21 protein-coding genes are annotated in these 23,798 nt (G+C 41.6%); 17 read left to right on the top strand and 4 right to left on the bottom strand.

Annotated features, from left to right (window positions below):
- Nucleotides 1-49 precede the first annotated feature (49 nt).
- The 11 genes from FLM47_RS11980 (at nucleotide 50) to rpoS (ending at nucleotide 7,691) form a co-directional block, all read left to right on the top strand.
- Nucleotides 50-529, top strand: a complete 480-nt coding sequence (locus FLM47_RS11980) for a DUF2947 domain-containing protein (protein ID WP_178956473.1) — start codon at nucleotides 50-52, stop codon at nucleotides 527-529.
- Between the two features lie 75 nt (nucleotides 530-604).
- A complete protein-coding gene (locus FLM47_RS11975; protein ID WP_178956472.1) occupies nucleotides 605-1,237 on the top strand; it encodes a hypothetical protein in 633 nt (210 codons plus the stop codon).
- A 34-nt stretch (nucleotides 1,238-1,271) separates the two neighbouring features.
- The gene (gene ftsB / locus FLM47_RS11970) at nucleotides 1,272-1,559 is read left to right on the top strand and encodes a cell division protein FtsB (protein WP_008110330.1); all 288 of its coding nucleotides are present in this window, start codon (nucleotides 1,272-1,274) and stop codon (nucleotides 1,557-1,559) included.
- Nucleotides 1,549-2,250, top strand: coding sequence for a 2-C-methyl-D-erythritol 4-phosphate cytidylyltransferase (ispD, locus tag FLM47_RS11965; protein WP_076918330.1), 702 nt, complete (start codon nucleotides 1,549-1,551; stop codon nucleotides 2,248-2,250). Before ftsB ends, ispD begins: the two co-directional genes overlap by 11 nt.
- Complete coding sequence (ispF, locus tag FLM47_RS11960) at nucleotides 2,247-2,729, top strand: 2-C-methyl-D-erythritol 2,4-cyclodiphosphate synthase (RefSeq protein WP_008464226.1); 483 nt, start codon at nucleotides 2,247-2,249, stop codon at nucleotides 2,727-2,729. The genes ispD and ispF overlap by 4 nt, the downstream gene beginning before the upstream one ends.
- Entirely contained in the window at nucleotides 2,726-3,775 is a 1,050-nt protein-coding gene (truD, locus tag FLM47_RS11955; protein WP_008464223.1) for a tRNA pseudouridine(13) synthase TruD, read from the top strand. The genes ispF and truD overlap by 4 nt, the downstream gene beginning before the upstream one ends.
- On the top strand, nucleotides 3,756-4,520 hold the full coding sequence (surE, locus tag FLM47_RS11950; protein ID WP_010387748.1) for a 5'/3'-nucleotidase SurE: 765 nt from the start codon (nucleotides 3,756-3,758) through the stop codon (nucleotides 4,518-4,520). The genes truD and surE overlap by 20 nt, the downstream gene beginning before the upstream one ends.
- A complete protein-coding gene (locus FLM47_RS11945; RefSeq protein ID WP_178956471.1) occupies nucleotides 4,510-5,148 on the top strand; it encodes a protein-L-isoaspartate(D-aspartate) O-methyltransferase in 639 nt (212 codons plus the stop codon). The genes surE and FLM47_RS11945 overlap by 11 nt, the downstream gene beginning before the upstream one ends.
- Nucleotides 5,149-5,157: 9 nt before the next feature.
- Nucleotides 5,158-5,736 carry a YqaA family protein gene (locus FLM47_RS11940; RefSeq protein WP_178956470.1) on the top strand — a complete coding sequence of 193 codons (579 nt, stop codon included), beginning with the start codon at nucleotides 5,158-5,160 and terminating at the stop codon, nucleotides 5,734-5,736.
- A 41-nt stretch (nucleotides 5,737-5,777) separates the two neighbouring features.
- Nucleotides 5,778-6,602, top strand: a complete 825-nt coding sequence (locus tag FLM47_RS11935; RefSeq protein WP_178956469.1) for a peptidoglycan DD-metalloendopeptidase family protein — start codon at nucleotides 5,778-5,780, stop codon at nucleotides 6,600-6,602.
- A gap of 117 nt (nucleotides 6,603-6,719) precedes the next feature.
- The gene (rpoS, locus tag FLM47_RS11930) at nucleotides 6,720-7,691 is read left to right on the top strand and encodes an RNA polymerase sigma factor RpoS (protein WP_109874229.1); all 972 of its coding nucleotides are present in this window, start codon (nucleotides 6,720-6,722) and stop codon (nucleotides 7,689-7,691) included.
- 56 nt (nucleotides 7,692-7,747) lie between these two features.
- On the opposite strand, the gene mutS is transcribed toward rpoS, so the two are convergent.
- Nucleotides 7,748-10,333, bottom strand: coding sequence for a DNA mismatch repair protein MutS (gene mutS, locus FLM47_RS11925; RefSeq protein WP_178956468.1), 2,586 nt, complete (start codon nucleotides 10,331-10,333; stop codon nucleotides 7,748-7,750).
- A 21-nt stretch (nucleotides 10,334-10,354) separates the two neighbouring features.
- Here mutS and FLM47_RS11920 point away from each other — a divergent pair, with 21 nt between their 5' ends.
- Together FLM47_RS11920 and recA are read left to right on the top strand one after the other, a co-directional pair.
- On the top strand, nucleotides 10,355-10,843 hold the full coding sequence (locus FLM47_RS11920; RefSeq protein WP_138609349.1) for a CinA family protein: 489 nt from the start codon (nucleotides 10,355-10,357) through the stop codon (nucleotides 10,841-10,843).
- A 68-nt stretch (nucleotides 10,844-10,911) separates the two neighbouring features.
- Nucleotides 10,912-11,955: a recombinase RecA gene (recA, locus tag FLM47_RS11915; protein ID WP_058155138.1), complete on the top strand. Its 1,044-nt coding sequence runs from the start codon at nucleotides 10,912-10,914 to the stop codon at nucleotides 11,953-11,955.
- Between the two features lie 112 nt (nucleotides 11,956-12,067).
- On the opposite strand, the gene FLM47_RS11910 is transcribed toward recA, so the two are convergent.
- Together FLM47_RS11910 and FLM47_RS11905 are read right to left on the bottom strand one after the other, a co-directional pair.
- Nucleotides 12,068-14,188, bottom strand: coding sequence for a TonB-dependent siderophore receptor (locus tag FLM47_RS11910; RefSeq protein ID WP_178956467.1), 2,121 nt, complete (start codon nucleotides 14,186-14,188; stop codon nucleotides 12,068-12,070).
- A gap of 171 nt (nucleotides 14,189-14,359) precedes the next feature.
- Nucleotides 14,360-15,529 carry a DcaP family trimeric outer membrane transporter gene (locus FLM47_RS11905; RefSeq protein WP_178956466.1) on the bottom strand — a complete coding sequence of 390 codons (1,170 nt, stop codon included), beginning with the start codon at nucleotides 15,527-15,529 and terminating at the stop codon, nucleotides 14,360-14,362.
- 774 nt (nucleotides 15,530-16,303) lie between these two features.
- On the opposite strand from FLM47_RS11905, the gene acs reads away from it, so the two are divergent.
- The 3 genes from acs to FLM47_RS11890 all read left to right on the top strand — a co-directional run bounded on the left by acs (nucleotide 16,304) and on the right by FLM47_RS11890 (nucleotide 20,752).
- On the top strand, nucleotides 16,304-18,244 hold the full coding sequence (acs, locus tag FLM47_RS11900; RefSeq protein ID WP_178956465.1) for an acetate--CoA ligase: 1,941 nt from the start codon (nucleotides 16,304-16,306) through the stop codon (nucleotides 18,242-18,244).
- A gap of 92 nt (nucleotides 18,245-18,336) precedes the next feature.
- Nucleotides 18,337-18,996, top strand: coding sequence for a response regulator transcription factor (locus FLM47_RS11895; protein ID WP_138609309.1), 660 nt, complete (start codon nucleotides 18,337-18,339; stop codon nucleotides 18,994-18,996).
- A 148-nt stretch (nucleotides 18,997-19,144) separates the two neighbouring features.
- Entirely contained in the window at nucleotides 19,145-20,752 is a 1,608-nt protein-coding gene (locus tag FLM47_RS11890) for an AbgT family transporter (protein ID WP_138609311.1), read from the top strand.
- A 75-nt stretch (nucleotides 20,753-20,827) separates the two neighbouring features.
- On the opposite strand, the gene purU is transcribed toward FLM47_RS11890, so the two are convergent.
- Entirely contained in the window at nucleotides 20,828-21,658 is an 831-nt protein-coding gene (gene purU / locus FLM47_RS11885) for a formyltetrahydrofolate deformylase (protein WP_178956464.1), read from the bottom strand.
- A gap of 404 nt (nucleotides 21,659-22,062) precedes the next feature.
- Here purU and FLM47_RS11880 point away from each other — a divergent pair, with 404 nt between their 5' ends.
- Nucleotides 22,063-23,730 carry a methyl-accepting chemotaxis protein gene (locus tag FLM47_RS11880; protein WP_178956463.1) on the top strand — a complete coding sequence of 556 codons (1,668 nt, stop codon included), beginning with the start codon at nucleotides 22,063-22,065 and terminating at the stop codon, nucleotides 23,728-23,730.
- The last annotated feature ends 68 nt before the right edge of the window (nucleotides 23,731-23,798 follow it).

The raw sequence follows: 23,798 nt of genomic DNA, 5'->3' as shown, positions 1-23,798 counted from the left end.
TGTATAATTTGCCTTCGCTTTTTATTATGCCAAAGAATACAGCAATACTATGAATTATATTTCTCTTGATGATTACAAAAAAGCCTGGGTATTTCGCCACAAAGATATTCCGGTTTCAGATATTGATGCAGCCAATATTAAACCAATGACCAGCGAGCGTGCCGCCGTACTGTGGACAACCATGGTGAGTCGTGAACATGATCATCCAGACTTTTTTGATAAAACCGATTGGTGCGCGCAAGAGCAAAACTTTAGCCAAGAAATTAATTGGGAAGATGCGTGGGAAAGCGAAGAACCGCAATTTCCAGAAGCTATTTTGAACCACTTAGATTGGCAGGCTAATACCACAGTGTATTTTTGCATGGCACGCGACAATATTATCGAAACGACATTTGATGTGTTTAAACGTAACTGGCAAAACTTTATGTTTTTATCTGATGGCAGCTTATTAATAGGTAAAAAGCGCAGTACTATGGTGCAATTTTTAGAATCAGGTATTGCAAAATTAGGTGAAAAGCCAAGCGCTTAAATTACTACAAGTGCTTAAAAACTGTGCATTACTGTGTTATAAAACAGTATTAAAATGTTTTTTTGAGTACAGCGATTGGTTGCTAAAAATAAGCAGTTTAACACAAGCCAGCAAGTTGAAATGTGGCAAACTGATGCAGAAAAAGTGCTTTACGCACAATTATGCAATGCTTTTTATCAGCGTGAAGTTCAGCGCTTAGTGGCTGAACCTAATGGTGACCGTTTACGCAGGCAATTAAAAAGTCTGCCTTATTATATTGAACGTGCCGCAACACGTGTAGCTAATGCACCATTGCCTTTTACGCTTGATGCGCAAAATGGAGGCTGGCTTGAAAAGCAAAAACCAACACCGCCAGAGGCTAATCCTTCAGCGAATGAACTTTTTTATCAAGCGCATGCCAAAGTAGGGCTAATAATTCCGGTATTATTACAAAGTCACGGTCAAATTCGGGTTAGAATAGACAGCATTGATCAAGTAGCTGATACGCAACTGCATTGTAATGAACTTGGCTGGTTTGATTTTTTAGGCCAAGGACTTGAGCAGCAAAGTGCGCAACTGCTTAAACCTAGTAAAACGAGCCTTGCAGCGGCGTGTTGTGGCCACCAGTGGCAGTTTTCAAAGCGTAGCACGCCACGGGTTTTGTCACTACGGGAAATGTTACTAGCTGCCAATATTAATTGGCGCAATGTTAAGCGGCCGCTAGCATAAGTAGATAATTAAAAATTAAAATAAGGAGTGTTTAATGCGATTTTTTCAATTTGGCTTGTTGTGCTTAGCACTTTTTATCCAGTATCGCCTTTGGTTTGGTCATAACGGGGTGCAAGACTACACCCGTTTAAAAAATGCGGTGGCATCGCATCAACAAACTAACGAAAAACTAATAAAGCGTAATAAAGTATTAAAAGCGGATATAGAAGATTTAAAGCTCGGCCACGAAGGCATTGAAGAGCGTGCCCGCAACGAATTAGGAATGATTAAACCGGACGAAACCTTTATTCGTGTTTTACCGGCTCAACACCATGACAAATAAACAAACTATTGCTGCTATTGTTCCTGCCGCAGGTGTTGGCAGTCGAATGCAACACACAACACCAAAGCAATATATTTCCTTAGCAGGGAAAACCATTCTAGAGCATACGCTCGCTAAGTTATCGCAGTTACCGCAGTTAAACTCTATAGTGGTGGCTCTGAGCGAAACCGACCCCTACTTTGACGACCTTACGCTAGCTGATCCTCGCATTGTGCGTGCTATTGGCGGTAAAGAGCGCGCAGATTCAGTGTTAAACAGTTTATTGTTTTTAGCTGCCAACCCACCTGCTTGGGTTTTGGTGCACGACGCTGCAAGACCTTTAGTCGATATTGCTGATATAGAGCGCTTAATCGCACAGTGCATGCAGGCTGATGAAGGCGGCATTTTAGCCAGCAAAGTAAAAGACACTATAAAACGAGGGCAAAGCCATGCGCAGCAAACTGTGCCTCGTGATGATTTATGGCAAGCGCTTACCCCGCAACTGTTTAAATACGACGAGCTTAAAACGGCATTGCAAAGTGCGCTTAACAGCGGTGCAACCATTACTGATGAAGCCAGTGCAATGGAGTGGGCAAATAAGCCGGTAAAGCTGGTAGCAGGGCGTAGTGATAATATTAAAATTACCACCCCAGAAGATTTAGATTTAGCAGGCTTTTTACTGCAAAAACAAAATAATGAGAGTGCAACATGATACGAATAGGCCATGGTTTTGACGTGCATAAATTTGGAGGCCAAGGGCCTTTAACTATCTGCGGCGAAAAAATTGATTATCCACAAGGCTTTTTAGCACACTCAGATGGTGATGTAGCTATTCATGCCTTATGTGACGCTATTTTAGGATCATTAGCGCTGGGCGATATTGGTAAGCATTTTCCGGATACGGCCAGTGAATATGAAAATATTGATAGCCGTATTTTACTTCGCCATGTAGTGAACCTTGCTAAGCAACAAGGTTATGTATTGGGCAATGCGGATGTCACTATTGTGGCACAAGCACCAAAAATGCTGCCGCACATTCAAGCGATGCGTGGCAACCTTGCCAGTGATTTAAATGCCGAGCTTTCACAGGTAAATGTAAAAGCTACCACTACCGAAAAACTCGGTTTTGAGGGGCGTAAAGAAGGCATTTCAAGCCATGCCGTGGTCATTATGAGCAAACAAAACGCATGAGCGAATTAAATTATTTATATGGCGCGCCGCTTTCCAAAGCCGACTTTAAAACCACCGCAGAAGACTTTATGGTTGATGAGGATCTCGGTATAGAGTTTACCGGCAGTGGTGAACACGTGTGTTTGCAAGTGGTTAAAAAGGGTGAAAACACCCAATATGTTGCCAAGCTGATTGCACAAAAAGCGGGTGTATCGCCACGTGATGTAAGCTATGCCGGTATGAAAGACCGCCATGGAGTATGCTCGCAGTGGTTTAGCGTAAAAGTACCGATTAAAAAGCATATTGATTTTACTGAGCTGAACAGTGAAAGCGTGTTTGTGGTATCGCAGCAGCGCCATGAGCGAAAATTGCGCACCGGTTGCCACAAAGGAAATAGATTTACTATTACCTTGCGCAATGTAACCGAGCCGCTTGATATTTTATGCCGTATAAACGCGGTACGCGCAGGTGTGCCTAATTATTTTGGTGAACAGCGCTTTGGTCGTGATGGGCACAACCTAGTGATGGCCGAAAAAATGTTTGCCGGTGAGCGTATTCGCGATAAAAAGCTGCGAGGCATTATTATTTCTGCTGCGCGTTCACATGTGTTTAATCAAATTGTTAGTTTACGCGTGGCTGAGCATGGGCTTGCTAAAACCATGCACCGCGAAGTATTTATGCTCAGTGGCAGTAATGCATTTTTTGAAGATGCGATAAGTGATGAAAATATTGCACGGCTTGCCTCTGGCGACATTATGATGTCGGCGCCCATGGTGGGCAAAAGTGAAAAAGGCTTAACCGAACAAGAAAAAACATGGTTGGCACCGTATCAAGCATGGTGTGATGGCTTAGGGGATTTAGGGCTTAAAAACGAGCGTAGAATGCTGCGTTTAATCCCCCAAGAGCTAAGCATAGAAACGCTTGATGAACGCACATTAAAACTCAGCTTTGGCTTACCCAAAGGCTGTTTTGCAACGGCTTTACTGCGCGAACTGGTCGATTATACTGACGCCAGCCCACGCGAGCGAAAAGAAAAGGATAACGCAGATGAAGATTCTATTAAGTAATGATGATGGTGTTAATGCCAAAGGTATTGCTGTTTTATATCAAGCATTAACACAAATTGCTGAGGTAACGCTGGTTGCTCCAGATAGAAATTGTAGTGGTGCTAGTAATTCACTAACGCTAATGAATCCGCTGCGTGCCACAACGCTCGACAACGGATTTATGTCTGTAAACGGTACACCCACCGATTGTGTGCATTTAGGTGTTAACCAATTAGTGGATGAAAAACCCGATTTGGTTGTTGCTGGTATTAATCATGGCGGTAATTTAGGCGATGATACGCTTTACTCTGGTACAGTTGCTGCGGCGACTGAAGGCCGTCATTTAGGCTTACCAGCAATTGCGGTATCTTTGTGCTCTCATCATGGTGAGCATTTTGAAACAGCTGCAGCCGTTACTGTAAATATTATTAAAGGGCTTGCTTCACATCCGTTGCCCAAAGATCAGATCATTAATATTAATGTTCCCGATATTCCGCTCTCTGAGCTTAAAGGCGTTCAGGTAACTCGTTTAGGGGCTCGTCACAAAGCAGAAACTATGACCAAGCAAACCGATCCATGGGGACGCGATATTTTTTGGTATGGATCGCTAGGGCTTGAAAGCGACGCCGGTGAAGGTACTGACTTTTATGCGGTTAATAATGGCTATGCATCAGTGACCCCGTTAAGCGTTGATATGACCGCCAAAGACAGTATTAAAGCCGTGGGAGAGTGGTTAGCCGAGTTGGAGATTAACCGTGCTGGCTAATTATACTCGCAGTGCACAAGCACTTTCAGACTTATTACAGCGCGAGGGCGTAGAAGACAAAGAGGTTTTAAAAGCGATTGCGCAAATTCCTCGGCATATATTTATTGATGATGTACTCAAGCATAAAGCGTATCAGAATACCGCGTTACCGATAGGGCAAGGGCAAACTATTTCTCAGCCTTATATTGTTGCGCGCATGACCGAGCTAATGCGATTAGCCGGTGTACAACATAAGGTGTTAGAAATAGGCACAGGGTCGGGCTATCAAACGGCGGTTTTGGCTAAAACCTTTGATAAGGTATATTCGGTAGAGCGTATTAAAGCCTTACAATGGCAAGCTAAACGCCGATTACACCAGCTTGATTTGTACAATGTCACCATGAAACATGGCGATGGTTGGCAAGGCTGGCAGTCACAAGCGCCATTTGATGGCATTATCGTGACTGCTGCGGCAACCACCATTCCCCCCGAGTTACTCGCACAACTTGCTGATGGAGGCGTATTACTGGCCCCTATTGGTGAGGAAGAACAAAAATTAACCATGGTTATTCGCCAAGGCGATAACTTTACAGAGCATGTAATTGCGCCAGTAAGATTTGTACCTTTAGTCCCTGGTGATATTGAATAGGAATTCATTTTGAAGTTGTTTACCAAGTTATACGATATGGCGTTAGTGTGGGCTAAACACCGCCATGCAGAACGCTATTTAGCAGGGATGAGTTTTGCCGAGTCGGTTTTCTTCCCAGTTCCACCTGATGTAATGTTAGCGCCTATGTCGCTAGCGCAACCAAGTAAGGCATGGCGATTTGCAAGCTTTGCCACGGTTGCTTCTGTGCTTGGCGGCGTACTGGGTTATTTACTTGGATTTTGGTTGTTTGAACCGGTTGTAGAGCCCTTTATTGCGCAAATGCAATGGCAAGATAAATTTAATACGGCGCTTGCATGGTTTAAAGATTATGGCGTTTGGGTGGTATTTATAGCGGGGTTTTCTCCTATTCCTTATAAGGTATTTACCATTGGCGCTGGCGTATTACAAATGGCGTTTTTACCCTTTATTATTGCCTCGGCTATTGGGCGTGGCGCGCGTTTCTTTTTAGTATCTGCTTTAATGAAGTGGGGTGGAGTTAAAATGGAACAAAAATTACGTCAATATATTGAAGTACTTGGCTGGGCAGTGGTTGCTTTAATCGCTGTTGCGTACGCATTATTGCGATAATCGCCATAATGCAACGATGTTAAAACAGAGGGCAAAACACATTGAATAAACAAATACGCTGTTATGTTGCTTTATTTATTAGTGTTTTGCTTTGTGCATGCTCGTCTCGCCATGTTCCTGCTCCTGTAAGTAGTTTAAATAATAATATTAATGACTATCCCTCACGGATTAATATTAACGGTGGCAAGTACACGGTACAAAAAGGCGATACACTTTATTCGATTGCTTTTAGTGCTGGAAAAGATTTCAGAGAACTTGCAAAAAATAATTCAATTCCATCACCTTACACTATTGTTCCTGGTCAGGTTGTATCCCTTTTAGAACCAAGTAGGTCAAGGGTTGCACAAAAAACTTACCAAAATAAGCCCGCTAAAAAGTCATCTAATTTACAAAAAAGTAACAGAAAATTAAAGAAAGAGCTTGATAAGCCGAAAAAACGTAGGTATGTTCAAAAACAAGCTAACCAAAAAATTAGTCAGTCTCAAGGTTCTTCAGCTAAAAAGTTGAGTTGGTTTTGGCCTGCTAAAGGTAAAATAACAAAACGCTTTTCTAACAAGGAAAATGGTTACAAAGGCCTACAGATTGCTAATAAAAAGGGTACTGCTGTACTCGCCGCTGCAAAAGGAACGGTAGTTTACGCGGGTAGTGCGCTAAGAGGTTACGGTAATTTAATCATATTGAAACATAATGATGATTACCTAAGTGCTTATGCACATAACTCAACGTTACTTGTGAAAGAAAAGCAAATAGTGAAGGCGGGACAAAAAATAGCAGAAATTGGTAATTCAGAGTCTTCAGTAACGGCACTTCGTTTTGAAATTCGTTATCGAGGAAAAGCTGTTAACCCTGCTAAGTACCTACCCTGAACTGAAGGTGTTGATTGACTGTTCTGGAGAAGGCTCATGGCTAATACAGCAAAAGCTTGTAAAACGACTACAGACCTAAATCATAAAGTTATTGATAGCTTGCTCAGGAGAAGTCTTATGGCTGATGTAGCAAAAGCTGAGAAAACCCCCACTGATGATAAGTTTGACGACTCTAAAATAGAGGAGACAACGAAGTTACTTGATGAAGTGGAAGATGAAGATGTATTTGTAAAAGAAGAAGTCACTAAAAACCTCGATGCCACCCAGTTATACTTAGGCGAGATTGGTTTTTCCCCTCTATTAAGTGCAGAAGAAGAAGTGTTTTTTGCACGAAAATCGCTTAAAGGCTGCGAAGCCTCCCGAAAACGTATGATTGAAAGTAACTTACGCTTAGTTGTAAAAATTGCGCGTAGGTACAACAATCGTGGACTTGCTCTACTTGATTTAATTGAAGAAGGTAACTTAGGGCTGATCCGAGCAGTTGAAAAGTTTGATCCTGAACGGGGTTTTCGATTTTCTACTTATGCCACATGGTGGATACGACAAACCATTGAACGGGCAATAATGAATCAAACCCGTACTATTCGTTTGCCTATTCATGTTGTTAAAGAGCTTAACGTTTATTTACGTACAGCACGTGAGCTAACTCAAAAGCTTGATCATGAGCCAACCGCAGAAGAAATTGCAGAAAGCTTAGACAGACCGGTCGAAGATGTAACAAAAATGCTTCGCCTAAACGAAAAAATAGCTTCTGTAGATATGCCTATTGGTGGCGAGAATGACAGTGCATTGTTAGATGTAATTGCCGACGAAAAAAATGTGGGCCCTGAAGGTGAAGTGCAAAACAATGATATGAATACGCATATTATTGACTGGTTAGGTGAATTGAATCCTAAGCAGCGCGAAGTACTGGCACGTCGGTTTGGTTTACTCGGTTATGAGCCTTCAACACTTGAAGATGTGGGCCGTGAAATTGGGTTAACCCGTGAGCGAGTTCGCCAAATACAGGTTGAGGCGCTACGTCGGTTAAAAGATATTTTGCAGCAAGAAGGATTAAGTACCGAAAGCTTGTTTGAGCAGTTTGCTTAATCTAAACACACAGTAAAATTAAATACAGCCCGACTTTTTAGTCGGGCTGTTTGCGTTTAAAGCAGTGCTTTTAATTTATAAAGCAGTTCATGCGCCTGACGCGGTGATAGGTTATCGGGATCTATTGCGGTCATTTGTTGCTCAAGTTCACTAGGCTGAATTATTTGCGGTTCACTATCAAACGGTAAAACCTGTTGCTCTGTGGTGACTGTTGTGACACTTTGATGATTTTCAAGCAAGGTTAGCTTTTGTTTAGCTTGGGCAATAACCGCTTTAGGCACACCAGCCAGGGCTGCCACTTGCAAACCAAAACTTTTACTTGCGGCACCATCTAATACCGTGTGCATAAAGGCAATGGTATCGTTGTGTTCAATGGCATCTAGGTGCACATTAACCAGCCCAGGCGTTTGTTCTGCAAGCTCAGTGAGTTCAAAGTAATGGGTTGCGAACAGAGTTTTAGCCGCGATTTTTGAAGCAAGATGATCAGCTGTTGCGTATGCCAGTGATAAACCATCGTAAGTACTGGTTCCTCGGCCTATTTCATCCATTAATACCAATGATTGTGCGGTGGCATTATTTAAAATTGCCGCAGTTTCTGTCATTTCAACCATAAAGGTAGAGCGCCCAGATGCTAAGTCGTCACTGGCGCCAATGCGAGTAAATATTCTATCAATATTACCAATCTTTGCGCTATCAGCAGGAACGTAACAGCCAATGTGCGCCATAAGCACAATAAGCGCAGTTTGGCGCATGTAAGTTGATTTACCGCCCATGTTAGGACCAGTAATTATCAACATTTTACGCTGGCTATTGAGCTCCACAGGATTGGCAATAAATGGGTCTTTCATTACTTGCTCAACTACAGGGTGGCGGCCTTGTTCGATGCTGATATTATCGTTATCGCAAAGCTCAGGCTTGGCATAATTTAGCGTTTGGGCACGCTCTGCTAAATTATTCAGTACATCTAAATCGGCAATGACCGAGGCCATTATTTGCAGCTGCTCGATATGCGGAGCAATAAATTCAAATAGCTGTTCGTATAGCTGCTTTTCTAGGGCCAGCGCTTTTGATTGGCTGCCGAGAACCTTGTCTTCATGTTCTTTAAGTTCTGGAATTATATAACGTTCATTATTTTTTAACGTTTGACGACGAATATAATCTGCAGGCACTAAGTGCGAGTTAGCGCGGCTCACTTCAATAAAAAAGCCATGCACTCTGTTATAACCAATTTTAAGTGTACTAATACCTGTGCGTTCACGTTCGCGCTGCTCTAGCTGTTCAAGCACATCGGTGGCACCTTGGCTTAAATTACGCCACTCATCAAGTTCGCTGTTATACCCTGGCGCAATAACACCGCCATCACGTATTAACACTGGTGGGTTATCAATCACTGCACGTTCAAGTAATGCTTGAAGCTCGGGGAGCTCTTTAGAGTGGGCAATAATATGAGAAATACGCGCATCTGTGGCATCGCTTAATAAGTTATGTAGCGGTGCTAATGCTTGAAGCGCACTACGAAGCCGTGTTAAATCACGTGGCCGAGCAGTGTGTAATGCCAAGCGAGCAATTACACGTTCTATATCACCAATATCTCTGAGAGCGTCATGCAGCTCACTGCATAATTGCACATCTAAAATAGCACTAATGGCATTTAGACGAGAATTTAACTCGTCTTTATTACGAATAGGGGTATGAATACGGCGCTTCAGTAATCGTGAGCCCATCGCTGTGGCTGTTTTATCAAGCACTTGGGCAAGGGTATTTTCAAAGCCACCTGATAAATTAACGGTAAGTTCAAGGTTTTTACGGGTGGGCGCATCTAAAATTACCGCGTGTTCATTATGCTCAAGGGTAATTGCACGAATGTGCGGTAATGCAATACGTTGGGTATCTTTTACGTACTGCATTAAACAGCCTGCCGCTACCAAGGCGCTATGTGCTTTATCGACCCCAAAACCGACTAAATCTTTGGTGCCAAACTGCTCGCACAGTAAGTGTTGCGCGGTATCAAGGTCAAACTCCCAATCAGGGCGGCGACGCGCTCCCTTAATATGTTCAATTAAATGAGTGTTTTCAAAGTGTTCACTATATAGTAATTCAGCAGGCGCTAAGCGTTGTAGGGTTGAGCTAAATGCTTCATCAGTACTAACTTCAACAATGTTGAAGCGTCCTGAGTTGATATCAAGATACGCAACACCGTATTGGCCTTTTTTATTTTGCCAAACACTGGTTAGTAAGTTGTCTTGGCGCTCTTGTAATAAGGCTTCGTCAGAAATAGTACCAGGGGTTACAATACGCACTACTTTGCGCTCAACAGGGCCTTTGCTGGTGGCAGGGTCGCCCACTTGTTCACAAATAGCCACCGACTCGCCCATTTGCACTAAGCGAGCTAAGTAGTTTTCTACCGCATGATAAGGCACGCCCGCCATAGGAATAGGATCGCCCCCTGCTTTGCCACGGTGTGTTTGCGAAATATCAAGCAATTGAGCGGCGCGTTTTGCGTCATCAAAAAAGAGTTCGTAAAAATCCCCCATCCGATAAAACAATAAAATATCGCGATGCTCTGATTTTATTTTTAGATACTGCTGCATCATAGGGGTTTGTTGTTTTATAGTGTGCGGTGCATAAAGATCAAACGACATGTATTTACCCAAAGGCTGAATATGGAATTACATCAAGAGATTAAGACACTTGCTGCGCAATTAGGCGCTATTTTAACGGATAAACGCTTATGGATCACTACCGCTGAATCATGTACTGGTGGTGGAGTGAGTTATTCGCTTACCGATACCCCAGGAAGCTCTGCATATATTGATCGTGCATTTGTTACTTATAGCAATAACGCAAAGCATGAATTACTCAATGTGAAGCATGATACCCTCGAGCAATTTGGCGCAGTGAGCGAACAAACAGTTATTGAGATGGCAGCAGGTGCCTGTAAGGCAGCCAGTGCTGACATTGCCATTGCTATTTCAGGGATTGCAGGGCCCGGTGGCGCTACTGAGGACAAACCGGTAGGGCTTGTGTGGTTTGGGCTACAAATTAACGGTAAACACTGGACGTTTGAACAAGTATTTAATGGTGATAGGGCGCAAGTTAGGCTGCAAGCCATTGTATTTTCTTTAAAAACTATAATAGAGAAGATAAAATAATAAAATTAGCTTGATACTGTGATTTCATACAGTATACTTGTGTGCATTAGCTGGATTTGGAGAAGAAAATGAACGATAACAAACAAAAAGCGTTGGACGCAGCTTTATCACAAATTGAACGTCAATTTGGTAAAGGTTCAATCATGAAATTGGGTGACAATAAGGCGTTAAACATTGACGCTGTATCAACAGGCTCGCTAGGTATTGATATTGCTTTAGGCATAGGCGGCTTGCCAATGGGGCGTATTGTTGAAGTATATGGCCCAGAGTCATCAGGTAAAACAACGCTAACATTACAAGTTATCGCACAAGCTCAAAAAGAAGGTAAAACGTGTGCCTTTGTTGATGCTGAGCATGCTCTTGATCCAGTTTACGCACAAAAGTTAGGCGTTAATATTGATGAGTTACTGGTATCTCAACCAGATACGGGTGAACAAGCACTGGAAATTTGTGACATGTTAGTGCGCTCAAGCGCGGTTGATGTAGTTATTGTCGATTCTGTTGCTGCATTAACACCTAAAGCTGAGATTGAAGGCGACATGGGTGATTCACACATGGGTCTACAAGCACGTTTAATGTCACAAGCATTACGTAAGCTTACAGGTAACATTAAGCGCTCAAACACGCTATGTATTTTCATTAACCAAATCCGTATGAAAATTGGTGTAATGTTTGGTAATCCTGAAACAACAACTGGTGGTAACGCCCTGAAATTTTACGCCTCTGTACGTATTGATATTCGTCGTATTGGTTCAGTAAAAGAAGGTGATGAAGTTGTTGGTAATGAAACGCGTGTTAAAGTTGTGAAGAACAAAGTAGCACCGCCGTTCAAACAAGCTGAATTTATCATTATGTATGGTGAAGGTATTTCTAAGCAGGGCGAGCTAATTGATTTAGGTGTTAAGCATAAAATTGTTGAAAAAGCAGGTGCTTGGTACAGTTACAATGGCAACAAAGTTGGCCAAGGTAAGTCTAATTCAATTAAGTTCCTTAAAGAAAACCCTGAAATTGCAGATGAAATTGAAGGTAAGTTACGTGAAATGCTATTGCTAAAAGCAACGGTTGAGCCAGAAGATGGCGAAGACGTATTAGGTGATGAAGGCGACCTTTAAGCCATTTAGTTTTAAAGCTTGATTTGACCCGAGCTTAAAAAAAGCGCTAACCATTTAGGTTAGCGCTTTTTTATTGTTTGCTATACAGTGACTTAAAGCCTAATTGTTAGCTTTATAGCTGCCAGTTAACTGACAATGAGTAGTTACGTGGTGCCCCGTAATAACCTTGTGCCCAATAGAGGCTGTTTATGTACTTTTCATCAGTGCTGTTATTAACATTAAAGGTAACACCGACGTTTTGAGTAATTTCGTAGGTGGCCATTAAATCTAATATGCCATAAGCCCCTTGTTTTGTAGTAACCAATGCGTTACCTGCTGGGTCTTTTACTTGCACGCGGCTAGTCGCATCTTGCCAGCGGTAATTAGCACCTAAGGTTAAACCATTAATAAATGGTACTTGATAAGTAGCTGCCATTTTTAATTGGTTTTCGGGGGTGTAATCTTTTACAAGCTCATCACCATCAATGCTTAAATTACTAAAGCTGATGCTAGCACTTAAATCATCTGTTAATCGACCGCTTAGCTCAATTTCGAAACCATCACTGTTGATACCATCTGCAGCATAATAACGCGTATCGCTAGGAAGAGAGTCTGGAAGCGCAATAGCAAGTCCATCTTGCTTAGCATCAAAGTAGGCCAGTGTTACAAATACTTGCTCATCTAAAAGTTGAGCTTTTAGGCCAACCTCAGCACTTTTACCAATAACCGGAGCCAGTTGTTCAGCGTTAATGTCTAACTCTTTTTGTGGCACAAACGTTTCGGTGTAGCTTGCGTAAGCTGATAACGACTCGGTAAAGTCGTACACAGTACCAATGTAAGGAATAACCTCTGAGTCATCGCGGGTTTGCACTACACTATAAGCAGTACCTTTAGTTTCCCAATCGGTATAGCGTACGCCTGCCAAAATGCTTAATGGCTCTGCTAGTTTTATACGAGTTGAAACATAGGCCGATCTTTGTGTATTTTGTACATCACTGCCGTTAGGGGCATCAGCAAGCGTTGCCTCTGGTGCAGTCCCATCCCAAGTCGCTAAATCAGGCATCGCAGGGAAACCATTTCCTGTGCTGTAGTCATAAAGCGATTGGTCATTAAAGTCCATGTTTGCTTGACTAATACCAAATGATAAGTCGTGCTCTAATGAAAACAACTCAAACTTACCGCTGGCATATAAATCAAACAAATCTTGCGTGTCTTTGTAATCATAACGACTCGCATAGCCGGTTAAACCTAAACCAGTTTCTTTATCTGGGGTACCATATACATAAAACAACTCAGAATTTTGTTCATTTTTTATATGGGCATAACGGGCTTTAGCAACCCAAGTCGCTGATAAGTTTTGCTCAAGTGTTACATAGATACGTTCAGCGCTATTATCCCAATAAGACCAATCTGCAGCTGTACTAGTCGATTCATCATAATCAGTTGGTGAACCATCAGTGTAATAAAGGGGTAATGCGCCCCACAATGGGCTGTCAGCATCTTTTTGTTGGTTTACGTAGTTAATGCTCAGTAACGTATCGTCAGCTAGCTTTCCTTCATAGGCAAGGTAGGCAATAGTTTTATCGGTTTCGTAACGATCTAAATATGACTCTTTATCTTGCTTGGAAAATACAGCGCGAACAGCGTGTTCATCGCTAATCGGTGCAGAAACATCTATATCTACACGCTTGTTATTCCACGAACCATAAGAAGCAGAAGCATGAGCTTGTGTTGTGTAGGTTGGTTTTTTTAGCACCATGTTTACAGTAGCCGATGGGTTACCCGCACCGGTCATCATGCCATTGGCACCACGTACAATTTCAACACGGTCGTAAATTGCAGTATCAAGTGTCCCTTGAATTGAACCAGAGGTTTGCGGAGTGCCTAAACCATCAATTAAAAAGTTAGTTATCTCAAAACCACGGGCTTTAAAGTATGTACGATCGGTTTCTATTTGCTCTACTGTTACGCCTGGTGTGCTTTCTAGTACCGCATTAATATCATCAAGTGAAAAGTCATCCATCAACGCGCGTGAAACAACGGAAATTGATTGCGGGGTTTCTTTAATTGTTAAACCTAGCTTAGTTGCAGACTGCGCTTCTTCGGTAATATAGTTTTTATGATGTTGCCCATAAACGGCAATTTTTTCTAAAGGCAGGTTGTCTTGCGTGTCGTTTGCAACAGCATGACCAGATAAAACTAGTGAAGTAAGTAGACTCAGTTTAAATGCAGAGTTTTTTTGTTTGTGCAGCATCTTGTTTCCCATAAGATTAAATTTGGCTGGTAATTTAATCTAAACGAGAGTGATTTGCAATTGCGTTATTGTAATATTTTACACGTCATCAATGTTATTTTAAAAAAGTATACAGGTGTATTTACTATGGAAACAAAAAAGCGGCCGAAGCCGCTCAGGAAGTATTTTAAATTAAAACGCATATTTAACAGAGAACTGTAAGCGATCCATGTCGCCATCTACGCCACTTTCAAGCTCACGCTCTGCATGTTTAAATTCCGCACCAAAGGTTAGACGTTTAACCGGTGAGTATAAAATATTTGCACTGTAGCTTTGGCTTGATTCTGTAGGATCGCCATACATTGCTAGTAGGTTTTCATCGTTATCAGCAGATAAGAACGAATATAGGAAAGTAGAGCGCCACTGACTGTTCCACTTATGTTGATACGCAATAAAACCAGATGTTGAATCAATCGCATCTAGGTCATCACCATTAAGAACCGCCCCACGTGCTACGTTTAGACCCACATAACGACCTAGTCCTTTACCTTGGGTAAGCATAAATTTTAGATTGTCTTCACCAAGTTTCACCATACCCGATGCACTAACACCAAATGAGGTTTCATCGGCATCAACACCACCTACTTTGTAGGTCAGTTGACGAGCAAGGGCTGCTACTACAAAGTTACCCCAATCCGCTTTGTGAGTATAGCGTGCGGTAAAGTCAGGTAATGAGGCATCATCAGTCACTGCCATACCACCACCTGCTGTAGTAATTGTGCTTTCTGGATTTTCTAAAGAGAAAGACCATGCACCTGTAGTGTATTTAATTTGAGATTGGCGAACGAACACTGTGCCTTCTGCTGGGCCAACAAAATCAAGCGCTTCTGGTAATGCACCAACGTTTTGAAAGTTTGACCATGTTTGACCAAATAACCAACCATCGTATGAAATAAATGCATGGCGAATTCGCGGAGAATATGAATTAGACACACGCTCGTTGCCACCTGGGGCAGACGCTAAAAAGTCTAGCTCTATTTTAGTTTTAACCGTTTTACCGTTATCTAGTAAGGTAGCAGTTCCAAAATTGAAACGTGACTCACGAGCGTGCATATCAAATACTGCGTCTGAACTATCATCGCTACCAACTGTTAACGTACTTGGTACATAAAAGTCACGGCCAACACTGCTGCCAGCAGGAGCGCCTGCTGAATAGTCACTCCACATTGCGTCGAGTTTAATGTATCCACCGTAGGTGAATTCTGTATCACCTATTTTTGCAGCTGTTGCAGCATAAGCTGTACTAGAAAGTGCACATAGTACAGCAGTCGCTGCCAGTGTTTTAATTGGAGTTAATTTCATTGTTGTGTCCTTTTATAGGCTACTTGTTGTATGTTTTATTATGATATGCATTAATGTGTGTTACTTATATAGTACTAACAGATTGAATTTATTGTCTTTAATTTAATTTGTTAGTAAATACGAGTTATTAATAAACAATCAAAGTTTTTGTATAATTAAGCTACTGTTGTATATGTGCACAATTTACTCAATTAACTATTAGTCTATTAGACTAAGGTTTAATAATTATTGAGGGCCCACATACCTTTATTTAATAGTATGTTTTTTATGTAAATAGGGTATAGCCATGAGGATTATAGATAAGATATTGGGGTCTGTTGACCTTTGCGGATTAAAATTTGTTCAAACTAGGGGCGATTAAATCATGGCGCGAGGTTTGTAACCTAGTGGGCTCGATAACTGCTCCTGCGTTATTCTACTGGCTTACATCCATGTAAGAATAAGTAAAAACCGAGCAAAGCTTCCGCGTCCTGCTTACGCCCCTTACCTACATCCATGTAGGCAACAAAGAGTAAATCGCCCCTAGGCAGAACCCATCGGGCAGCGCCTGTTTGGCATTGATGCTGCGTTATCGCCTATTTATGGGGAATAACCACACCACATAGGCTCTGCCTTGCCTAAATACCAAACAGACTGTTGCAAATTTAACCTTGAAAGGTCAACAGACCCTAGTTATTTGAACCCAGATACAACTAATGTCTAATATTTAATAGTGCACTGCTGAGTAATCCTTGATGAAAAGCCAAAGGCAAGTAATATAAATTGGAGACTAATATGTCACAAAGTATCTATCCAGTTCCTGCACATATAAAAAACGCAGCGCTCGTCGATAATGAAAAATATAATACGATGTATAAACAGTCTATTGAAGACCCTGAAGGGTTTTGGGCTGAGCACGGTAAGCGTCTTGACTGGTTTACTCCATATTCAAAAGTAAAAAACACTTCATTTGATAAAGGCCATATCAATATTAAATGGTATGAAGATGGCTACCTTAATGCCTCTTATAACTGTATTGATCGTCATTTAAAAACAAAAGCAGATAAAGTAGCGTTAATTTGGGAAGGTGATGATCCTTCTCAAAGCGAAAATATTACCTATCAACAGCTACATGATGAAGTGGCAAAATTTGCTAATGGTTTAAAAAAATTAGGTGTTAAAAAAGGTGACCGTGTAGCCATTTACATGCCAATGAGCCCACAAGCGATATACGCAATGCAAGCTTGTGCCCGCATAGGTGCTATTCATTCAGTTATATTTGGTGGCTTTTCACCGTCTGCTATTGCGGATCGTATTAATGATTCGGGTGCTAAAGTGGTGATCACGTCAGATGAAGGCCGACGTGCAGGTAACTGTGTGCCGCTAAAAGCTAATGTAGATGAAGCCGTATTACAAGATTCTGTCACCACTGTTGAGCATGTAGTGGTGCATAAACTAACTTCAGGCGATGTTGATTGGCACGACCATGATATTTGGTGGCATGACTTAGTTGCAGATCAAACGCCAGAGTGCGAACCTGAACACATGAATGCTGAAGACCCGCTGTTTATTTTATATACCTCAGGTTCTACAGGTCAGCCTAAAGGTGTGGTACACACCACTGGTGGCTATTTAGTGTATTCATCTATGACTCACGAATACATTTTTGATTTAAAAGACGATGATATTTTTTGGTGTAGTGCTGATGTAGGCTGGATCACAGGTCACAGTTATATTGCATACGGGCCGCTCGTTAATGGGTGTACGCAAGTGGTATTTGAAGGCGTACCGACTTACCCAACAGCTGGTCGTATGGGTGAAGTGGTTGATAAACATAACGTAACGATTTTATACACAGCACCTACTGCCATTCGCGCATTGATGGCTAAAGGCGAAGAGCCGATTGCCAGCTCACATCGTGACAGCTTACGTATTTTAGGTTCTGTGGGTGAGCCAATCAACCCAGAAGCGTGGACTTGGTATTATGAAAAAATTGGTAAGTCGAATTGTCCTATTGTAGATACATGGTGGCAAACCGAAACTGGTGGCATCATGATTGCGCCATTACCAGGTGCAACCGATATGAAACCAGGCTCTGCAACCCGTCCATTCTTTGGCATTGCACCGGCGTTATTTGATGCTGAAGGCAATACATTAGAAGGTGCGGTTGACGGTAACCTTGTCATTTTAGATAGCTGGCCTTCGCAAGCGCGAACCGTGTATGGCGACCACGAGCGCTTTGAACAAACCTACTTTAGCGCTTACCCTGGTGTGTACTTTACCGGTGACGGTTGTCGTCGCGATGAAGACGGTGATTACTGGATCACAGGACGCGTTGATGATGTACTCAATGTATCAGGGCATCGTTTAGGTACTGCTGAAATTGAAAGTGCTTTAGTTGCTCATGAAGCTGTAGCTGAAGCGGCTGTAGTAGGTTACCCACACGATATTAAAGGCCAAGGTATTTACGTTTACATAACTCCTAACGAGGGTGTAACGGTGAGTGATGAGCTAACTAAAGAGATCCGTAATTGGGTTCGTAAAGAGCTAAGCCCAATAGCATCACCGGATATGATTCAGTGGTCGCCAGGTCTACCAAAAACACGTTCTGGTAAAATTATGCGTCGTATTTTACGTAAAATCGCGGCAAATGAACATCAACAGCTGGGCGATACTTCAACACTTGCGGATCCGTCTGTGGTTGATGAGTTAGTAGAAAATCGATTAAATCGTTAATTTCGCGTTAAAAGCTTGATTAGAAGTTGATTCTAAACGTAGTATATCGGCTGTTGTCTATTGGATAGCGGCCGAATTTTTGGGAGTGAACAATGAGTCAGTTTTTAATAGCGGACGATCATCCGTTATTTCGTGAAGCACTAAAAGGCGCTTTGAGTGCAAAGTTTGCGGGTTTAGAAGTTTTCGAATCAGCAGATTTTGACAGCACACTGCAGGTGTTAAGCGAACAAGAAGACCTTGATATATTACTACTAGATTTACACATGCCAGGTAACGGTGACTTATACGGCTTGATCCGTATACGTGAAGATTACCCAAGCTTACCTATTGCGGTGGTTTCGGGTAGTGAAGATGTAAATATTGTTTCGAAAGTTATGGGTTATGGCGCTATGGGGTTTATTCCTAAATCATCTTCATCTGATGATATTGCCAACGCAATTAACCAAATACTCGAAGGCGATACTTGGCTGCCAACTGAACTAAAAAGTAAAGTGGCTGAAATCGAAGGCGCAGATAGAGAAATTGCGGCACAAGTGGCATCACTTACTCCACAGCAATATCGCGTATTACAATACTTGCACGAAGGTTTACTGAATAAACAAATAGCCTACGAACTCCACATTTCAGAAGCCACAGTCAAAGCACACATTACTGCCATATTTAGAAAACTCGGTGTTTATAACCGTACCCAAGCTGTTTTAATTGCTGCAAAACTACAACTAGAACCGATAGAGCAAGCCCAAGCAGACTAAATTAGAGGCGAGAGCCTCTTTTTTGCAATCCAATCACAACAAACCCCTCAGTTATTACCATGACATAACAAGTCATTCATCTTTATTACATGACCTGCTCAGAAAATAATGCTAGGTTACGGGCATTTTGTAATTAAGAGAGCATGGTATGTCAGACTCAATAGACTCACCACACACATCCCAAGATGAAAATCAGGTCGCAAAGGGCGGCTGGTTTAATCGATTTTTAGCCACGGTAGAATTTTTAGGGAACATGCTTCCCCATCCAATTACCTTATTCGCGATGTTTTGTATTGCCATTATTTTATTTAGTGGCGTTGCCGATTGGTTTGGACTAAGTGCTATCGATCCTCGCCCTGAGGGCTCTGCCGGGCGCGATCCCGATGGTGTAATTGAAGTGGTTAGCCTACTCAGTGCTGAGGGCTTACAGCGTATTGTAACGGGCTTGGTGACCAACTTTACCAGCTTTGCGCCACTGGGTACGGTGCTAGTAGCGCTATTAGGTGTGAGTGTTGCAGAGCATTCAGGACTATTGTCTGCAGCAATGCGTGGCATGGTTATGGGGGCATCTAAACGTTTAGTAACCTTCATGGTGGTATTCGCTGCTATTTTATCAAACACAGCATCTGAGCTGGGTTATGTAGTATTGATCCCCCTAGCGGCAATGATATTTCATAGTTTAGGTCGTCATCCGCTTGCAGGTCTTGCTGCCGCGTTTGCTGGTGTATCGGGTGGCTATAGCGCTAACTTATTACTGGGTACTATCGATCCGTTATTAGCGGGTATTACGACGCCTGCAGCACAAATGATTGACCCAACTTACCAAGTAGGCGCTGAAGCAAACTGGTATTTTATGATGATTTCAGTGTTGCTAATTGCTGTATTGGGTACGCTTGTTACTGAGAAAATTGTTGAGCCACGTTTAGGCAAATATAACCCAGATGAAGCCAGCGAAGATTTAGCTCAAAATAATATTGCCGGTTTAACTGACAAAGAAAAATCAGGTTTAAAATGGGCTGGAGTTTCATTACTTGTTGTTTCGTTGTTACTCGCTTGGACGATTGTTCCAGCAGACGGTATTTTACGTAACCCTGAAACAGGTCTAGTTGCTCACTCGCCGTTTTTAAAAGGGATTGTTGTTTTTATTTTTGTCACCTTTGGTATTCCGGGTTTTGTGTATGGTCGCGTGGTTGGCACCATGAAAAATGATAAAGACGTGATCAATGCCATGAGCAAAAGTATGAGCTCTATGGGCATGTACATTGTATTGGTGTTTTTTGCTGCACAGTTTGTGGCATTTTTTAAATGGACTAACTTAGGCACAATTTTAGCGATTAATGGTGCCGCATTACTACAGGCACTTAGCTTAACTGGGCCGGAAGTATTTGTACTGTTTATTTTAATGTGTGCTTTAGTTAACTTAACTTTAGGCTCATCGTCAGCGCAGTGGGCAGTAACAGCACCTATTTTTGTTCCTATGCTAATGCTTATAGGTTATGCACCCGAGACAATTCAAGCGGCTTATCGTATTGGTGATTCAGTAACTAACTTAATTACCCCGATGATGAGTTACTTTGGTTTAATCCTTGCGGTTGCCACTAAATACAAAAAAGACATGGGAATAGGTACTTTGGTAGCCACTATGTTGCCATACAGCTTAATCTTCTTTGTTGGCTGGGTGGTACTGTTTTACTTATGGGTATTTGTTTTAGGTATGCCAGTAGGCCCTGGGGCACCAACGTATTACACACCCTAATTAAGTAAGGTTCAATATTTACTTATAAAAATGCCAGCTTAGTCGCTGGCATTTTTAATTTTGATATAAAACTAATTATGAAAACACAACGGTTTTATTGCCATTAATAAACAGCTTATGTTCTGATGCCAGTTGCAGTGCTTTACAGAACACCGTTTTCTCTACATCTTTACCCATTTTAGCCATCATCTCAGCTGTATTCGCATGGGTCACACTCGACACGTCTTGTAAAATAATAGGGCCTTCGTCTAGCTCATTATTAACAAAGTGAGCTGTGGCACCAATAATTTTCACACCACGTTCAAATGCCTGGTGATACGGCTTTGCACCAATAAAAGCAGGTAAAAATGAGTGATGAATATTAATGATTTTACCCTCAAAACGACCCACAAATTCAGGGCTCAAAATACGCATGTATTTAGCTAGGCCAATAATGTCAGGGTTATAGCTGGCAATTAAGTCACCGACTTTTTCGTCATGCTGACTGCGCGTAAGTCCTTCATGAGAAACCACATGAAAAGGAACATCAAACCCTTTCACTAGAGGCTCTAGAGTAGGGTAGTTGGCGATAACGGCGAGTATCTCAATGTTTAAGGCTTGCTCAAATTGCTTAAGTAACATGCCGCCCAAACAATGAGCTTCTTTTGTGGCTAACAGTACCACTTTGGTTTTTTCTTCACCGTGCAGTGCCACTTTTGCGCCAGCTGGTAATACGCCGCGCAGTTGTGACAAAAACTCAGCATGTGGTTCGCCAGTAAGCTCTGTGCGCATAAAAAAGCGCTGTGCATCTTTATCAACAAATTCATTATTACGAATAATATTTAAATCATGCTCATTACACAGTCCGGTAATTTTGGCGATTAAGCCTATATCGTCTGCGCATTGGGTGGTTAGTATATAACTCATTTTCCTCATTCTTACCCAGTGGTTAGTTGTTTCATTATTTGCGTTTTAACTCAGAAAGCAAGACCTTTGTTTGATACCCAATGTTTAATTTATATTAAAGCTAAAATAGCGTTATTCAGGTTAATTTAGCTTTAAGTAAATTTAATAAAATGTGTACTAGTAGGGTTTGTAATAATGAGATAAATCAGTTGTTTATTACTAGCTGTATACTATTGTCTAATTATAAAGTGGCTTTTAATATGTTTTACTAACATACGAGCATATTAAATTGCGAAACAACGCTACTTGTGCTTAATTTGTATACAATCGTGGTGTTGTTGTCAGTAATATAAACAATGGAAACGTAGTTGTTAAGCTACCGAAAAATAAAAGCTTAATGGCTAATAATGTTAATTGGAGAAATAATGGGTAATTTAAGCTTAAAAAACAAATTGCTACTGTTGGCTGTTTTACCATTGATTGTATTACTAATCAGTTTTATGGCAGGTTCTTATTATTTAGAGATGCAAAATCAACAGCAAAACTTTAATGAGTTTAAAACTAAATTAATTGCTGATAAACAAACTTTGCTAAGAACAGAAATAGAAATCGGCTCTAAAGTAGTGCAATACCAATTAGCACAAGGAAATGAGCAAGACGCTAAAGATGCGTTGAGAGATTTAACCTTTGGTGAAGATGGTTACTACTTTATTTATGATACCAATGGTATTAGTGTTTTTCATGCCTTATTGGGTGATGCAATAGAAGGTCAAAATAAAATAGGCATGACCGACCCAAACGGTAAAAAAATAGTGGTTGGCTTACTTGAGCAAGCGCGTAAAGGCGGTGGCTCGTTCACCTATCATTTTCAAAAGCCCAACACCACCGGCTTAGTCGAAAAAATTGGTTATGCAGCCATGATCCCAGGTACTAATTGGATGATAGGTACTGGCACATATATGGATGATATTGAAGCCGAACTGGTAAAGTATCAAGCAACCATGGAGCGCCATTTAAGCGAAAAAATGACCACTTTGGTTTTAATATCACTTCTGCTTCTTGGTTTAGCTGCCGCAGGTGCGTTGTACGCTTCTAACAATATGCTAAAACCAATTAAACGTATGGTGCAAAGCTTAGATGATATTGCCAAAGGGGAGGGAGATTTAACCCGACGCCTAGAAATAGATACCCATGATGAAATTGGTCAGTTAGGTGAATCTTTCAATGTATTTGTGAGCAAGCTACACAGCATTATTGCCGGTGTGGTTGATGTAACAAGTGACGTTAAAACAGCCTCTTCAGATATTAATACACAAACATTACTCATAGAAGACAAACTATTAAAGCATAATCATGAAACCGATTTAGTGGCAACAGCGATTACTGAAATGTCGGCAACATCCCATGAAGTTGCGCAAAATACCACACAAGTTGCAGTGTCAACGCAGGCGGCAACAAAAGAAGTGGCTAACGCGCAAGATTGTGTGGATGTTTCACTGAGCGAAGTATCAAACTTAATGGGCGAAATTAATCAAGCAGCAGAGCAGGTTAACTCGTTAAGTGAGCAATCTAAAAAAATTAACAGCGTATTGAGTGTAATTGGTGGTATTGCTGAACAAACAAACTTATTAGCATTAAATGCGGCAATTGAAGCGGCACGCGCAGGTGAGCAAGGTCGTGGGTTTGCGGTGGTAGCTGATGAAGTTAGAAGCTTAGCAAGCAGAACCCAAGACAGCACATTAGAAATTAACGAAATGCTAAGCGAGTTACATAATTTAGTGACGGCAGCAGTTGATGCTATGCATGCGAGTCAACAAAGCTGTAATCGTTCAGTTGAGTCTTCGCGCGCTATATCAGAAAGCTTAGGTGCGGTGACTACATCGGTAACAACAATTAATGATATGAGTACGCAAATTGCTACAGCAGCAACAGAGCAAAGCAGTGTAACAGAAGAAATTAACCGCAATGTGTATGCGATTCAAGAAATAGTTAATGAGTTAACACAGTCGAGTAAAACGACTTCGTCAGTAAGTAAGCACCTAGCTGGGCGAGGTGAAAACTTGGGTGACCTAGTAGGACAATTTAAAATATAGCGCGATTTAAAATACTAACTACACTAAGCCGTAACATTATTTGTTACGGCTTTTTTATTGGTTAGCGT

The sequence above is a fragment of the Pseudoalteromonas sp. Scap06 genome (genome assembly GCF_013394165.1).
Taxonomy (GTDB): Bacteria; Pseudomonadota; Gammaproteobacteria; order Enterobacterales; family Alteromonadaceae; genus Pseudoalteromonas.
Note: the sequence above shows the minus strand (reverse complement) of the source record. Positions and strands in the feature narration are given on the sequence as shown.